The sequence below is a fragment of the Lachnoanaerobaculum saburreum DSM 3986 genome, from assembly GCF_000185385.1.
Classification (GTDB): Bacteria; Bacillota; Clostridia; order Lachnospirales; family Lachnospiraceae; genus Lachnoanaerobaculum; species Lachnoanaerobaculum saburreum.
Genome location: NZ_GL622296.1, coordinates 1,971,915 through 1,987,817, shown reverse-complemented (window position 1 = coordinate 1,987,817; position 15,903 = coordinate 1,971,915). Strand labels below are relative to the sequence as shown.

Here is a 15,903-nt window from a genome sequence, read left to right as displayed (position 1 = left end):
AAAATGGATTATATATTAAATACATTATCCAATCTGATTGCTCAGACTGCATTTATGAATCTTACCGTCGGTAATCTGGTAATGATTTTTGTTGCCTTTATTTTTCTGTATTTGGCAATCAAGAGAGGATTTGAGCCGCTTTTGTTGGTGCCTATCGCCTTTGGTATGTTACTTGTAAATATCTATCCTGATATAATGTTAAAGCCTGAGAACTCTACAAACGGAGTGGGCGGTTTACTTCATTATTTCTATATTTTGGATGAGTGGAGTATATTGCCGTCACTTATATTTATGGGTGTAGGTGCACAGACAGATTTTGGACCTCTGATTGCAAATCCGAAGTCATTCTTACTTGGTGCGGCTGCACAGTTTGGAATCTATGCGGCTTACTTTATAGCAATACTTATGGGATTTAATGATAAGGCCGCTGCCGCCATATCTATTATAGGCGGTGCCGACGGACCTACTTCCATATTCCTTGCAGGTAAGCTTGGACAGACCGAGTATCTGGGACCTATTGCTGTAGCGGCATACTCATATATGGCGTTGGTACCTATTATACAGCCGCCTATTATGAAATTCTTTACTACAGATGAAGAAAAGAGAATCAAGATGGAACAGCTTCGTCCTGTATCACAGCTTGAGAAGATTCTTTTCCCGATAATAGTTACAGTAGTGGTATGTCTTATACTTCCTACTACAGCTCCGCTTGTAGGTATGCTGATGCTTGGCAATCTCTTTAAGGAGAGCGGTGTTGTAAAACAGCTTACAGAGACGGCGGCAAATGCAATGATGTATATTGTGGTTATTTTGCTTGGAACAAGTGTAGGAGCTACTACAAGTGCGGAAGCGTTCCTGAAAGTTACAACTTTAAAGATTGTAGCACTTGGTCTTATAGCTTTTGCTTTCGGTACCTGGGCAGGCGTAATATTCGGTAAGATAATGTGTAAGGTTACAGGCGGTAAGGTAAATCCTCTTATCGGTTCGGCAGGAGTATCGGCGGTTCCGATGGCAGCCAGAGTTTCACAAAAGGTCGGTGCGGAGTATGACCCCACAAACTTCCTTTTGATGCATGCTATGGGACCTAATGTAGCAGGCGTTATAGGTACTGCTGTGGCGGCAGGAACCTTTATGGCAATATTTGGAATAGTATAAGGAGAGATTATGGCAGAAATTGAGAAAAAGCCTGTTCAGATAGTCGAGACTGTGCTTCGTGATGCACATCAATCTTTGGTGGCAACCAGAATGACTACGGAACAGATGCTTCCTATAATAGATAAAATGGATAAGGTAGGCTATAGAGCTGTAGAATGTTGGGGTGGTGCTACATTTGATGCTTCCTTAAGATTTTTACATGAAGATCCATGGGAGAGACTTCGTAAGTTTAAAGCAGGATTTAAAAATACCAAGCTTCAGATGTTATTTAGAGGCCAGAATATCTTAGGTTACAATCATTATGCGGATGATGTTGTAGAATATTTTGTTCAAAAGTCGGTAGCAAACGGTATTGATATCATTCGTATATTTGATGCACTTAATGATATCAGAAACTTAAAGACTGCTGTAAATGCGGCAAATAAGGAAAAGAATGCAGAGGTTCAGATAGCACTTTGTTACACTTTGGGTGATGCATATACACTTGATTACTGGAAAGACATTGCAAAGAGAATAGAGGATATGGGTGCGGACTCACTTTGTGTTAAGGATATGGCAGGTCTTTTGACACCATATGCCGCACAGGAGCTTATAGGAAGCCTTAAGGAATCTACCAAGTTACCTATAGAACTTCATACTCACTATACGGCAGGTCTTGCATCAATGTCTCTTTTAAAAGCTGTAGAGTCGGGCTGTGATATCATTGATACTGCAATTTCACCGTTTGCACTCGGTACCTCACAGCCTGCCACAGAAGTTATGGTGGAGACATTTAAGGGAACACCTTACGATACAGGACTTGATATCAATCTTTTATCCGAGATAGCTGACTACTTCAGACCGATAAGAGAAGAGTTTTTAAAGAGCGGACTTCTAAATCCTAAGGTACTTGGCGTAAATATAAACACATTGAAATATCAGGTTCCGGGAGGTATGCTTTCAAATCTTATCAATCAGCTTAAAGAAGCCGGAAAAGAAGATAAGTACAGAGAGGTTTTGGAAGAAATCCCAAGAGTAAGAAAAGATTTCGGCGAGCCGCCGCTTGTTACTCCTTCATCACAGATAGTGGGTACACAGGCTGTTATGAATGTGCTTTCAGGTGAGAGATATAAGATAGTTCCGAAAGAGTCTAAGAAAATAATGCTTGGAGAGTTCGGTCAGACTATCAAGCCTTTCAACAAGGAAGTACAAAAGAAGATAATAGGTGACGAAAAGCCTATTACTTGTAGACCGGCTGACCTGATAAAGCCGCAACTTCCTGAGTTTGAAAAAAAGGTGGCAAAGTGGAAACAACAGGATGAGGATGTGCTGACGTACGCACTGTTCCCAAAGGTTGCTGAAGAGTTCTTTGAGTACAGAGAGGCACAAAAGACAAAGGTGGATATGACTAAGGCGAATAAAGAAGCGGGAGCATATCCGGTATAAATAAAAGGTATATTCACAAAATCCCTTACTTACTTAATGTAGGGGATTTTTATGTAAAAGAAAATGAAAGAAATAAAGAAAAAAGTTTTAAATCAGTTCAGCAGTGCAAGAATTATATTATTCGGTTTTATCATTATGATATTTTTAGGTGCAAGTATTCTAAGTCTTCCTGTTTCATCAAGAAGCGGAGAATTTACACCGTTTATAGATGCTTTATTTACAGCTACAAGTGCAAGCTGTGTTACAGGACTTATAGTATATGATACGGCTACACATTGGTCTTTATTCGGGAAGATAATAATTATAGCTATGATACAATGCGGAGGGCTTGGTGTAGTTACAATGATAGCTGTATTTACACAGGTGGCAGGTAAAAAAATAGGACTCAGGGACAGAGCAACATTACAAAATGCTCTGTCGGCCCCACAAATAGGAGGTATTGTTAAACTTACAAGTTTTATATTTAAGGGAACTGTTATTATTGAGATGATCGGTGCATTTCTTATGTTTCCAAGCTTTATGAAAGACTTTGGAGTAACAAAGGGTATCTATTATTCGATATTTCATTCAATATCCGCATTTTGTAATGCAGGATTTGATCTGATGGGTGATGTGAGTAAATTTTCTTCATTAACAAAATACCAATCGGATATAATGATAAATATAACAATAATGTTATTGATACTAATAGGAGGTCTGGGTTTTCTTATATGGAGGGATGTAGTTAATTACAAATTTGATTTTAAGAGATATTCCACTCAAACCAAGATAGTTTTTTTAATGAGTACTGTTTTGGTTGTATTTCCGTCTGTTTTATTTTTCTTTACGGAGTTTAGCACTTTGAATATTAAAACAAGAGTACTTTCAAGTGTATTTCAAGCTGTCACCCCCAGAACGGCAGGATTTAATACAATTGATTATACGAAATTCAGTGACAACGGTATAGCAATGACGATTATTTTGATGTTGATAGGTGGAGGATCGGGATCTACAGCAGGCGGTATAAAGATGACTACAATTTTTATTTTAGTTGCTACAATGTGTTCCGTTTTAAAGCAGGATAAAGAGGTAGCGGTATTTAAGAAAAGGATTGAACCGGATATAATAAAGAATGCCGTTGCGGTATTTGCTTTGGATATATTTTTATTTATAGTCGGATCAATGATTATAAGCGGAATAGAAGGATTTTCGTTGAAAGAAACAATGTTTGAGTGTGCATCTGCTGTTGCAACGGTAGGACTGACTTTGGGTATTACACCACATCTTGGAATTATTTCAAAAATATTGTTGATCTGTATGATGTATATAGGAAGAGTGGGCGGTATAACACTTATCTTTGCAGCCGTTAATCCTAAGAATAACGGAAATGCAAGATATCCGAAGGAGCAGGTAGCTGTAGGATAAATTTGATAGAAGGTAAAGATTGAAAATGAAAAGTTTTTTGGTAATAGGAGTAGGACGTTTTGGACGTCATTTATGTAAAAAGTTGTATGAACTTGGATATGATGTAATGGCTATAGACAGAAATGAGGACTGTATTGAGCAGGTATTGCCTTATACTTTAAACTCAATGATTGGCGACAGTACAAAGGTCGAGTTTATAAAATCAATCGGTGTAAGCAATTTTGATTCTTGTTTTGTGGCAATAGGTGATGATTTTCAAACTTCACTTGAAACAACATCACTTCTTAGTGAGTGTGGAGCAAAATATGTGGTATCCAGAGCATCCAGAGATACGCAAGCAAAATTTCTTTTAAAAAACGGTGCCGATGAGGTTGTTTATCCTGAAAGACAACTTGCTGAATGGAGTGCTATAAGATACAGCTCAAATAATATTTCAAATTATATAGAATTACCCGGAGAAAATTCAATATTTGAATGTAAGGTACCTAAAAGCTGGGAGGGAAAAACTGTATTGGAGCTTGATATAAGGAAAAAATACAAAGTTAATATTATGGCAATAAAAAAAGGTGATAGCTGGTATATGACTATTACTCCACAGATAAAGTTTGAAAAGGATCAGGATATAATGGTTTATGGAGCAGATAAGTATTTGGAAAAGTTCTTACATTTTGATTCAAGCAATTTTACAACAGAAGAAGAGGCAAAAGATAATGATTGATGATATTTCTATAAGATCGGCAGAACCGGAGGATGCGAACGAATTACTTAATATATATGCATATTATGTCAGCGAGACGGCAATATCATTTGAAACAGAGGTGCCGAGTGTAAAAGAGTTTAAAATCAGAATGGAAAAAGTCATGAAAAACTATCCGTATCTTGTGGCACAAAAGAATAATGAAATATTAGGATATGCATATCTTCATCCTTTTGTGGGAAGAAAAGCTTATGAACTTAGCGCAGAGACTACCATATACCTAAATCAGGATAAGAAGAAAATGGGTATAGGCAAAAAATTATACTCGGTCTTGGAGGATATAGCAAAGGCACAGAATATAACAAATTTATACTCCTGTATAGGTTATGTGGATAAAGAGGATGAATATTTAAATAATAACAGTGTGCAGTTTCATGAACATATGGGATACAGGATGGTAGGAAAATTTGAAAACTGCGGACATAAGTTCGGCAGATGGTATCATATGGTGTGGATGGAGAAGATAATAGGAGAACATAAAGAAATTAAAGAGTTTTTAAAGTATTCGGATATAAAAAGCTTTTAGTAAAAATCATATCTAAAGAAAAATTCGCCTCCATATAATTGGAGGCGAAAAAATATTAAAGTACATTTCGTATTCTTTTTACAGCTTCAACGGTATTCTCATGTTTTCCGAATGCTGTAAGTCTGAAGTAGCCGTTTCCGCCCGGACCGAATCCCTCTCCCGGAGTTCCGACAACATTTGCCTTTTCAAGAAGAAAATCAAAGAAATCCCATCCTGTCATATTGTCAGGTGTCTTTAACCAAATATAAGGGGCATTGATACCGCCAAAGAGTTTAAGGTTTGTATCCTTTAACCCGTTCAATATTGTGTCACAGTTTTGCATATAGTAGTTGACCAATCCTTTAACTTCCTCTTGGCCTTGTGCAAAGTAAACAGCTTCACCGGCTCTTTGTACAATATAAGGTGCGCCGTTATATTTTGTACCGTGGCGTCTTGCCCACATATCATGAAGTGAGCAGCCGTCCATGATCAAATCTTTCGGAACTACCGCATAGCCCAGACGCAGACCTGTAAAACCTGCAGTCTTTGAAAAGGAGCGAAGTTCAATAGCACAGGTCTTTGCACCTTTGCATTCATAGATTGAATGTGGTACATCGTCTTCTCTTATATATGCCTCGTATGCGGCGTCATATATAATCACAGATTTACTTGCATTGGCTGCATCAACCCACTTTTGTAGTTCACTTTTTTTCATAGTGGCACCGGTAGGGTTGTTCGGGAAACAAAGATAAATAATATCAGGCATAACTTCAGGCAAGTTCGGAGCAAAATTGTTTTCGGCACTGCACAGCATATATGTGATATTTGAAAATTTACTTAAATCGGCGATATAGTCGCCAGCACGACCGGCCATAACATTGGAGTCGACATATACAGGGTATACAGGGTCACATACACCTACAGTGTTGTCAAGAGAAAAAAGCTCCTGAATATTTCCCGAATCACATTTTGCACCGTCAGATACAAAGATTTCGTCAGCCGAAATATCACAGCCGCGTTTTTCAAAGTCGTTCTTTGCGACAGCTTCACGAAGGAAACTATAACCAAGGTCAGGAGCGTATCCTCTAAAAGTTTCTTCATGTGCCATCTCGTCAACCGAAGTATGAAGTGCGTCAATGACACTTTTTGTAAGAGGTCTTGTAACATCACCGATACCGAGACGAATAACATCCTTGTCAGGGTTTGCATTCTTATAATTTTCTATTTTCTTTGCAATGGCGGAAAATAAATAACTGCCGGGAAGTTTCTGAAAATTTGTATTGATTTTTAACATTTAGTACCCCTTTATATTGAAGTTTATGACTTTTTAAGTCTGTACTTTAAATCTAAATTTTTATAATGTCAATAAGAATTTTAAAAAATTGTATTTAAAAAATCTGAAATAAGTTATTTTAATAAAAGATTATATAATATATTGACATTTAAAAGGTATTGTGATTAAATACACTCAGAAACAATATTTCTTTAAATAAAATATTTTTTGAAACAATATTTTATTTAGGATTAGTAGGAGCTTTTATGAGAGAAGAAGATTATCAGGTTTCATTTGAAATAATTGCTACGGCAGGTGACAGCAAGGGATATTCAATGGATGCAATTTGTGATGCAAGAAAGGGAAGATTTGACTCGGCAAATGAGAAGATAAATGAGGCAAATAAAAAACTTCTGAAGGCACATGAGCTTCAAACCGATATGATTGCACAGGAAGCAGGCGGAGATCCGGTTCCTGTAAATATTATTTTGATTCATTCACAGGATCATTTGACTATGGCAAATGTAGCGGAGGAATTAGCTGAAGAGATGATTTCGCTTTATAAAACAATATATGATTTAAAGGCGGAGATTGAAGATATAAAGAAAAAGATATAATGCTCATCAACAGCTATAGCTTGGAGACGGTACATGGACATAGTATTACAAATAAAAGAGGAGTATAGGAAGTTTACCAAGTCGGAAAAAAAGGTGGCGGATTATTTTATAGAAAATTATAAGGATGCCATAAATGAAAGTATACAGTCTATTGCAGCGACAACAGATACTTCACCGGCTACAGTTATAAGATTTGTAAAGGCTTTGAAATTTGACGGGCTACAGCAACTGAAGCTTGCGATTGCAGCGGATATGGACTCGCAAAAGCCGGATATTACAGATGAGATAATACATCCAAAAGACGGGCTTTATGAGATAGTTGAAAAGAATAAGAGAAATCTTGTAAAAAGTATTGAAAAGCTTTATGCACTTATGGATATGGATCTGATAGAAAAAAGCATAGATGCTATTGACTTGGCAAAGAAGGTATATCTGTTCGGAGTAGGTGCAAGCGGTATAGTTTGTTATGATATCAATTATAAGCTTTCAAGGATTGGAAAGGATGTGGTTTTCAATAATGATATCCATTTACAACTTGTAAATTTGAATTTTATAACAAAGGAAGATTCCTGTGTATGTGTAAGTTATAGCGGAAATACAAAGGAAACTGTACTTGTTGCAGAGATTGCAAAAAAGGCCGGTGCAAAGACTGTCGGTATATGTTGCTACGGAAAAAATGAACTTTCAAAGATTTGTGATATAACTTTGAGAGTACCACATGATGAAAGAGAACTTAGACTTGGAGCCATTTCAAGTCGTAATACAACTCTTACCTTGCTTGATACTATTTATCTGGCTATAACACATAGGCATTATCCGGAGGTGCTTCATGATATCGAAGCTACAAGAGATTTGATTAAGAGACTCAGAGACTGATTTTATAAAGGAAGTGAAAACATGAGAATGCTTTGGGGAGGTGCAAGTGCCTCAAGTCAATATGAAGGCGGATTTGAACTTTTTAATAAAGGTATGGATACACAGGATTGCAGAAGATATATAAAAAGAACAGATAATGCCACTACTTCTACAAGACTTCTTACAAAGGCCGATATAGAGAGGGCAAAACATCCGCTTGACGGAGATTTTTTCCCGGGAAGAAAGGGCAGCGAGGGGTTATTACATATAGATGAAGATATAGAATACTTGAGTGAACTTGGAATAGATATATATAGAATTTCTATTGCATGGTCAAGAATATTTCCTACAGGAGAAGAAGAGACTCCGAATGAGGAAGCACTGAATATGTATGGAGATATTTTAAAGAAACTTAAGTCAAAGGGTATCAAAATATATCTCAGTCTCACACATTATGCACTCCCGCTTGCTTTGGTAGAAAAGTATGGCGGTTGGAAAAACAGAAAGCTTATTGATTTGTATCTAAAATATGCAAAGGTTATTTTTGAGAGGTTTGGAGAATATCTTGATTTTGTAGTACCTTTTAATGAGATAAATACAGGTTTTTTCAGCCCTTTTAACGGTCTTGGACTTCTTAGAGATGAGAATAGAAAGGGTAGCGGGTATGATTTGAATGATATATTTGCAGGACTTCATAATCAGTTTATTGCTTCTGCAAAGGTTATAGAGCTTGGTAAAAAGATGTTAAAAGCAAGTTTCGGCTGTATGGCCGCCTGTTTTTGCTATTACGGATATTCTTGTAATCCGCTTGATCAGCTGAAGACATTACAGTATGAACAGATAAATCAATGGTTCTTCACAGATGTTTTAGCAGCCGGTGAGTATCCGTATTATATGAAAAAGTACTTTAGAGATAACGATATAAAGGTGGAGTTTTTACCGGGTGATAGAGAGATTTTAAGAAATAATACAGCTGATTTTGTCGGATTTTCATACTATCAGTCAAATGTATGTGCTTTTGAGGAAATGGAGAAGACTGCCGGAAACTTAGTTGTGAGTACAAAAAACCCATACTTAAAGGCAAATGAGTGGGGATGGCAGATTGACCCTGTAGGCATGAGGATTTCTATGAACAAGATTTATGACAGATATAAAAAACCTGTGATGATTACAGAGAACAGCTTCGGATACAATGATGTGTTGGAAGAAGGTAATATCATAAATGATGATTATAGAATTCAGTACCTTAATGATCACTTTGAACAGATAAAGCTTGCTATAGATGACGGTGTGGAGTGTCTGGCATATTTGCTTTGGGGTATTGTGGATATAGTATCCGCAGGCTCCTTAGAGATGACTAAAAGATATGGCGTAGTATATGTGGACGCAGACAATCTTGGAAACGGTACGTATAAAAGATATAAGAAAAAGAGCTTTAAATTCTACAAGGAATTTATAGAGAAGGAGAAAAACGTTGTTAAGTCTTGACAGTTTGGATACAGAGAAAAGAAATATTAACACGATGAATCTTGACGAACTTTCCACTGTAGAAATTATTGAAAAGATAAATCAAGAGGATAAAAAAATAGCGGACTGTGTAGAACCTGCTATACAAAAGATAGGAGAGGCGGTTGATTTTGCAGTAGAAAGTATAAAAAGAGGCGGAAGGCTTATTTATATAGGTGCAGGTACTTCAGGAAGACTTGGTATACTTGATGCCAGTGAATGTCCTCCGACCTATGGTGTGCCGTTTGACATGGTAACAGGTATTATGGCAGGCGGCGACAAGGCGATGAGGAAGGCGATAGAGGGTGCCGAGGACTCAAAAGAACTTGCGGTTAATGATTTAAAGGAACTTGAATTCAGCAAAAAAGATACTTTAGTAGGGCTTGCAGCAAGCGGAAGAACGCCTTATGTAATCGGCGGATTGGAATATGCCAAAAGTCTTGGAGCAAAGACTGTAGCTGTAAGCTGTGTAAGAGGTGCAAAGATATCAAAGCTTTGTGATGTTCCTATTGAGGTGGTGGTTGGAGCTGAGGTAGTGACAGGTTCTACCAGAATGAAGGCCGGAACCGCACAGAAGATGGTGTTAAATATGATCTCCACCACAACAATGGTAAAAATCGGTAAGGTGTACCAAAATCTTATGGTAGATGTTGCTGCAACTAATGAGAAGCTGAGAGTCAGAGCACTTAATATAGTAAGTGAAGCCACAGGAACAGATAAGGAAATTGCAAAGAAGCTTTTAGAGGATTCAGGTTATGATGTTAAGGCGGCAATAGTGATGGGGATTTCAGGAGCAGATGCCATAAAAGCAAGACAGACACTTAAAGAGAATGAACTGAATGTCAGTGCCACAATAAAGAGTTTGTTAAGAGAATCTGTTGAGAGGATCCGGTGAGATTCACCTGTTTTAGAGAATCTGTAGCTGATTTTCATTGGTAAATTCTTATAGTATATGGTAAAAATTTGTATTAAAATTAAAAATCTGATAAAAAAGAAACAATATCAGATTTAGAAAGAAGGTAATATTATGAAGGTATTATTTGTTTGTTCAGGCGGTATGTCATCAACAATCGCTGTAAATGCTTTGAAAAAAGAGGCTGCAAAGCATGGTGAGGATATCGAAGTTCTTGCAATCGGTACTCAGGCAGTTGATGATGAGGTAAAGAAAGGTTGGAATTGTGTAATGGTTGCACCGCAGATTCGTCACAGATTTGACAACATTAAGGCGGCGGCAGATGCACAGAATATTCCATGTGCGCTTATTGAACCTATGGCTTATTCACCACTTGGTGGACCTAAGCTTTATACACAGATGAAGGGGCTGACAGGAGGAAACTAAAATGTTTGATAAAATTGCTGCGTTCTTAGATAAAAATCTAAGTACACCGATGGCAAAGCTCAGCGAGCAAAGACATCTCAGAGCGATAAGAGACGGTATTATTGCTACTTTGCCGATTGTAGTAGTAAGTTCACTTTTTCTTGTAATTGCATTTTTGCCGAATCAGATGCCGGCAAGCTGGGGCATTGCACAGTTTATTAAGGCAAACGCAGGCAGAATTTTGCTTCCATATCGTATGGCAATGTATATTATGACATTATATGCGGTATTTGGAATAGGATTTTCATTGGCAAAAAGTTATGACCTTGACGGGCTTTCAGGCGCCATTCTTTCAGAACTTGCATTTTTGTTGACAGTTGTACCTACTTCTTTACCTGAGGCAAGTGAAGAAATTCAAAATCTTGCTGCAAATAATCAGGCTTTGGCAGATTATATAAAAGCTGTACCGAGCGGATGGCATCTTGGCATGTCATATATCGGTTCTGACGGTATGTTTGTCGGTATTATCTCCGCATTTATTGCCGTTGAAATCTACAGATTTACACAGAAGTCAGGCTTTAAGATAAGAATGCCTGAGCAGGTTCCGCCTTCAGTTGCAAGAAGCTTTGAGGCACTTACACCTACAGTTATTATTCTGCTTCTGTTCTCAACTGTTACAATGTGGCTTGGCATAAGAGTTCATGATATTATAGGTGCTGTTATCAGACCTATAGTTACAGTTGCCGATACACTTCCTTCGGTATTGCTTCTTACATTCCTTGACTCATTCTTCTGGTGCTTCGGCATTCATGGAAGCAGTGTTGTAGGCAGTGTAACAAGACCTATTTGGCTGATGCTTCTTGAGCAAAATTCAAATGCATTTGCAGTAGGTTCAGCTATTCCCAATATTGCTCCTGAGCCTTTCTATCAGTGGTTTATCTATATCGGAGGTTCAGGAACAACTATCGGGCTTGCAATATTGCTGTTACTTAAATCAAGGTCACAGTATGGCAAGACACTTGGTAAGGTGGCATTTGTGCCTGCATTGTTTAATATAAATGAGCCGATGATTTTCGGTTGTCCTATTATATTAAATCCGGTGCTTTTGATACCGTTTGTACTTAATCCTATTATCTGTGCCGTTATTGCATGGATTGCAACAGAACTTGGGCTTGTAAACAGAGTGGTGGCATCCGTACCATGGACTTTGCCGGGGCCTATCGGTGCATTTCTTGCAACAAATGGTGATATCAGAGCTTTGATATTGAATGTACTTTTAATAATACTGTCAGTACTTGTGTATCTTCCGTTTTTTAACAAGTATGATGCTGATTTGAAGAAGCAGGAGGAGAGCCCAGAAGCGGCTGCATAATAAAATTGGATAGTTATAAGGAGAGTTATGCGTAGACTTGGAATATCAATTTATCCTGAAAAAGACAGTTTGGAGAATATTGTTGCATATATTAAGAAAGCCGGAGATTCCGGCTTTTTGCGTATATTCTCATGCCTTTTATCAGTGAATAAATCAAAAGAAGAGATAATACATGATTTTAGAGAGATTAATCTCTATGCAAAAAGTTTAGGTTTTGAAATAATAGTAGATGTATCGCCTGCTGTATTTAGCAAGCTTGATATTTCTTATAAGGATCTTGGTTTCTTTAATGAAATAGGTGCAGACGGTCTGAGGCTTGATATAGGCTTTACCGGACTTGAAGAGTCATTGATGACCTTTAATGAATATGGATTAAAGATAGAAATAAATATGTCAAATGATGTGTCTACTATAGATACCATAATGAATTATGAGCCGAACAGATACAATCTGTATGGTTGCCACAATTTCTATCCGCATAACTATAGCGGACTTGGTTTGGATTTCTTTAGAAGTTGTACAAACAGATTTAAAAAATATGGACTTAATACGGCAGCTTTTATAACAACAAGAAATGCAGGTTCATTCGGACCTTGGCCTACCGATTTCGGACTGCCAAGTCTTGAAATGCACAGAAATATGGATATTGACAAGCAGCTCAAGCATATGATTGCTCTTGGAGATATTGACGATATAATCATATCAAACTGCTATCCAAGTGATGAGGAACTTGAGAAGATTAAATGTATTCCTCTTGACAGGGTATGTTTTGATGTGGAGCTTTTGCCGGGGCTTCCTAAACTTGAAAAAAATATAGTTTTAAATGAGATGCATTTTAACAGAGGTGATAAATCTGAGAATTTTATAAGGTCAACTGCATCAAGGGTAAAGTATAAGGGAGAAAGGTTTGAAGTAATCAATCCGTCACCTATAAAGAGAGGGGATATAATAATAGAGAGTTCGCTATACGGTCATTATGCAGGGGAGCTTCAGATTGCTCTAAATGATATGGACAATTCGGGAATGAGCTCTGTAGTGGGACATATTGATAAAAATGAGTTGTTTCTTTTAGATTATATCAGACCTTGGCAGAAGTTTGCAATGAAGGAATTAAAGATAAAGGAATTATAATGTCAAAGATTTATTATATAGGAATAGACGGTGGAGGAACAAAGACAAAGTTTGACCTCTTTGACTCTGATAAAAACAGTGTTGCATCAATTACTATGCCTACAATTCATCCGGCACAGACAAGTTTTAAAGAAGCGGTATCTGTTCTTACAGATACCAAAGAAAAATTACTTGAAAAGATAAATGACAGTGATTATATTTTGAAAGTCGGAGCGGGACTTGGCGGATACGGTATAAATGCAGATTACAGAAAAAAACTGGAGGATGAGTTTGGTACAGTTTTTGATGAATTTAAGCTCTGTTCGGATGCATATGCGGCCTTGCTCGGTGCGCTTGCAGGAGAAGACGGCATTCTTATGATTGCAGGGACAGGAAGCATTGCTCTGGCGAAGATAGGTGATAAGACCTTCAGGTGCGGAGGATTCGGATACAGATACGGTGATGAGGGAAGTGCCTACAGTATAGGAAAAGCGCTTATATCAAGAGCGTTAAAGGAAGCGGACGGCAGACTGGATAAGAGCGTAATATCTGATATTGTAGAGGATTACTTTGACAATATAAGTTTTAATATGATAGCCACATCAGACTTTAGCAGAGATAAAATTGCAGGTCTGGCAGCGGCCGCATCAAAGTATTTAGATATCAGTGAAAGTGTGAGGGATATTTTTTTTGCTGCGGCGAATGAGATTTCTTTGCATATAAAGGCAATAGGAAAAAACTTTGAAGGCTTAAAAAAAATAAAGGCCGGCTATATAGGCGGAGTCTTCAAGTCAGAGTATATCATAAAATGTATAAAGGAAATGAATCCTGATATTGAGCTTGTTGCACCGATTTATCCGCCTGAAAAGGGGAGTATACTACAGGTATAGTGAAAAGCGGAAATGTTTTTGCTATAATGAGTATAAAGAAAAAAGTTATATTTTGTTGAGGTGAAAAATGGGAAAAAGAAAACTGGCATCCATACAGTATGTACATAATATCACGCCTATAGAGGGTGCTGAAAAGATAGAATGTGTACATGTATTGGGATGGCAATGTGTAGCTAACAAAGGTCAATTCAGTATAGGTGATAAATGTATATATATGGAAGTGGATTCATTCCTTCCTGTATGTGAACGTTTTGAATTCCTTCGAGCAAGCAGCTTTAAAGAGAATGAAATAATGGGGGCGGGATTCAGGCTGAAAACCATGAAATTCAGAGGACAGATATCACAGGGATTGGTACAACCTTTAGAAATACTTCCTGAAGGTGAATATGAAATAGATGATGATGTAACCGAGCTTCTTGGAATAAGAAAATGGGAGATAGAGGAAAGGGTAAGTAATGACGGTACAGTTATTGCGGAGTTTCCAAGTGAGATCTCAAAAACCGATGAACTTAGAGTACAGTCATATCCCGAGTTGATAGAAGAGTTTAAATCTGTAAAAGGATACTATATAAGTACTAAAATGGACGGCTGCAGTGTAACTATGTACAAAAGAGGTGAACATTTCGGTGTATGCGGCAGAAACTATGAATATGCAGATGATGATAAATCTGCCATGTGGAAATATGCCCATAAGCATAAAATAGAAGAGAGATTAAAAGAAAATAATCTTGACAATATAGCTATTCAAGGTGAATTTTGTGGACCCGGCATTCAAAAAAACAGGTTGAAGCTGACAGAACCAGAGTGGTATGTATTTACAGTAACGGATATGAACACAAATAAAAGACTTTCCCTATATAAGACCGAGGAGATATGTAAACTGCTTGGCTTAAATATGGTTCCGATAGAGGAAGTGGAAGAAGAGTTTCAATATAAAAGCGTTGATGAACTTTTGGAAAGAGCAAAGGGAAAGTACGCTTCAGGCAAAAATAAGGAAGGTATTGTAATAAGACCTATAGAAGCGGTGTATTCAAATACCATAGCAGGCCCGCTGTCTATGAAAGTCCTTAATAACGATTATCTTTTGAAGGAGTAGCAAATTACTTTTTATATGGCTGCAGTGATGGATATAAAAGCAATATCTAAGCTGCAGTCAAAGTTTGTTTAGGGTATATCAGGACTTTATAATAGAAGGCCTATAATTTTGCTTATAAGTTTTACAATTAATTTTAAATTTATCTTGACTTTGAAATAGGAAAACCGTATAATTAACACACTGCTTTTGCAGATGACTCAATTCAAATATCTTAACAATTTAAAAATAAATTAAATTGTTGTTGACAAGATATTGAATAGGTGGTATTATATTAAAGCTGTTTGAAAAGAGCAGCACAAACTTAAAATAATCTGAAAAAACTTTAAAAAGTTCTTGACAGGATAAAATGAGTTTGATATAATAATTGAGCTGTTTGAGACAGCAAAACAATGAACCATGATAATTTAAGATTAAACAGTGCACACAACCTTGAAAATTCACATATTTTTCTTAGCGAGAACGAGCGAAGCGAAGTTCGAGTTTAGAAAAATAGTGCACCTCGTCGAGCGTAGCGAGACGATGGTGCTACATATGATTATGTAATGAGATTTCAGCAAACAACGTTTAGATTCGAACAGAATTTAAAACCTTAAAAAACAGTAGATCTGTGAAAACAGATG

Annotated in this window: 15 protein-coding genes; 14 read left to right on the top strand and 1 reads right to left on the bottom strand. The window is 37.1% G+C overall.

All coding sequences use genetic code 11. The annotated features are described in order from the left end of the window. Window positions 1–3 precede the first annotated feature (3 nt). The 5 genes from HMPREF0381_RS09145 (at window position 4) to HMPREF0381_RS09125 (ending at window position 5,267) form a co-directional block, all read left to right on the top strand. A complete protein-coding gene (locus HMPREF0381_RS09145) occupies window positions 4–1,155 on the top strand; it encodes a sodium ion-translocating decarboxylase subunit beta (protein WP_008751682.1) in 1,152 nt (383 codons plus the stop codon). Between the two features lie 9 nt (window positions 1,156–1,164). After that, window positions 1,165–2,580: an oxaloacetate decarboxylase subunit alpha gene (locus tag HMPREF0381_RS09140; RefSeq protein WP_008751681.1), complete on the top strand. Its 1,416-nt coding sequence runs from the start codon at window positions 1,165–1,167 to the stop codon at window positions 2,578–2,580. 63 nt (window positions 2,581–2,643) lie between these two features. Next, complete coding sequence (locus HMPREF0381_RS09135; protein WP_008751680.1) at window positions 2,644–3,984, top strand: TrkH family potassium uptake protein; 1,341 nt, start codon at window positions 2,644–2,646, stop codon at window positions 3,982–3,984. 25 nt (window positions 3,985–4,009) lie between these two features. After that, window positions 4,010–4,702: a potassium channel family protein gene (locus tag HMPREF0381_RS09130; protein ID WP_008751679.1), complete on the top strand. Its 693-nt coding sequence runs from the start codon at window positions 4,010–4,012 to the stop codon at window positions 4,700–4,702. Further along, window positions 4,695–5,267, top strand: coding sequence for a GNAT family N-acetyltransferase (locus HMPREF0381_RS09125; RefSeq protein WP_008751678.1), 573 nt, complete (start codon window positions 4,695–4,697; stop codon window positions 5,265–5,267). Before HMPREF0381_RS09130 ends, HMPREF0381_RS09125 begins: the two co-directional genes overlap by 8 nt. Window positions 5,268–5,322: 55 nt before the next feature. On the opposite strand, the gene HMPREF0381_RS09120 is transcribed toward HMPREF0381_RS09125, so the two are convergent. Next, window positions 5,323–6,540, bottom strand: a complete 1,218-nt coding sequence (locus HMPREF0381_RS09120; RefSeq protein ID WP_008751677.1) for an LL-diaminopimelate aminotransferase — start codon at window positions 6,538–6,540, stop codon at window positions 5,323–5,325. Between the two features lie 245 nt (window positions 6,541–6,785). On the opposite strand from HMPREF0381_RS09120, the gene HMPREF0381_RS09115 reads away from it, so the two are divergent. The 9 genes from HMPREF0381_RS09115 (at window position 6,786) to HMPREF0381_RS09075 (ending at window position 15,283) form a co-directional block, all read left to right on the top strand. Next, window positions 6,786–7,136 (top strand): PTS lactose/cellobiose transporter subunit IIA, encoded by a 351-nt coding sequence (locus HMPREF0381_RS09115; protein ID WP_008751676.1) that lies wholly within the window; start codon window positions 6,786–6,788, stop codon window positions 7,134–7,136. 33 nt (window positions 7,137–7,169) lie between these two features. Continuing rightward, window positions 7,170–8,012, top strand: a complete 843-nt coding sequence (locus HMPREF0381_RS09110) for a MurR/RpiR family transcriptional regulator (protein ID WP_008751675.1) — start codon at window positions 7,170–7,172, stop codon at window positions 8,010–8,012. A gap of 21 nt (window positions 8,013–8,033) precedes the next feature. Further along, on the top strand, window positions 8,034–9,479 hold the full coding sequence (locus HMPREF0381_RS09105; RefSeq protein WP_008751674.1) for a glycoside hydrolase family 1 protein: 1,446 nt from the start codon (window positions 8,034–8,036) through the stop codon (window positions 9,477–9,479). After that, a complete protein-coding gene (murQ, locus tag HMPREF0381_RS09100; protein ID WP_008751673.1) occupies window positions 9,466–10,392 on the top strand; it encodes an N-acetylmuramic acid 6-phosphate etherase in 927 nt (308 codons plus the stop codon). The genes HMPREF0381_RS09105 and murQ overlap by 14 nt, the downstream gene beginning before the upstream one ends. Before the next feature lie 132 nt (window positions 10,393–10,524). Further along, window positions 10,525–10,836 carry a PTS sugar transporter subunit IIB gene (locus tag HMPREF0381_RS09095; RefSeq protein WP_008751672.1) on the top strand — a complete coding sequence of 104 codons (312 nt, stop codon included), beginning with the start codon at window positions 10,525–10,527 and terminating at the stop codon, window positions 10,834–10,836. Window position 10,837: 1 nt separating this feature from the next. Then, a complete protein-coding gene (locus tag HMPREF0381_RS09090) occupies window positions 10,838–12,187 on the top strand; it encodes a PTS sugar transporter subunit IIC (RefSeq protein WP_008751671.1) in 1,350 nt (449 codons plus the stop codon). A gap of 27 nt (window positions 12,188–12,214) precedes the next feature. After that, entirely contained in the window at window positions 12,215–13,318 is a 1,104-nt protein-coding gene (locus tag HMPREF0381_RS09085; protein ID WP_008751670.1) for a DUF871 domain-containing protein, read from the top strand. Beyond that, window positions 13,318–14,187 (top strand): BadF/BadG/BcrA/BcrD ATPase family protein, encoded by an 870-nt coding sequence (locus HMPREF0381_RS09080; RefSeq protein WP_040461341.1) that lies wholly within the window; start codon window positions 13,318–13,320, stop codon window positions 14,185–14,187. The genes HMPREF0381_RS09085 and HMPREF0381_RS09080 overlap by 1 nt, the downstream gene beginning before the upstream one ends. Window positions 14,188–14,254: 67 nt before the next feature. Then, the gene (locus HMPREF0381_RS09075; protein WP_008751668.1) at window positions 14,255–15,283 is read left to right on the top strand and encodes an RNA ligase family protein; all 1,029 of its coding nucleotides are present in this window, start codon (window positions 14,255–14,257) and stop codon (window positions 15,281–15,283) included. The last annotated feature ends 620 nt before the right edge of the window (window positions 15,284–15,903 follow it).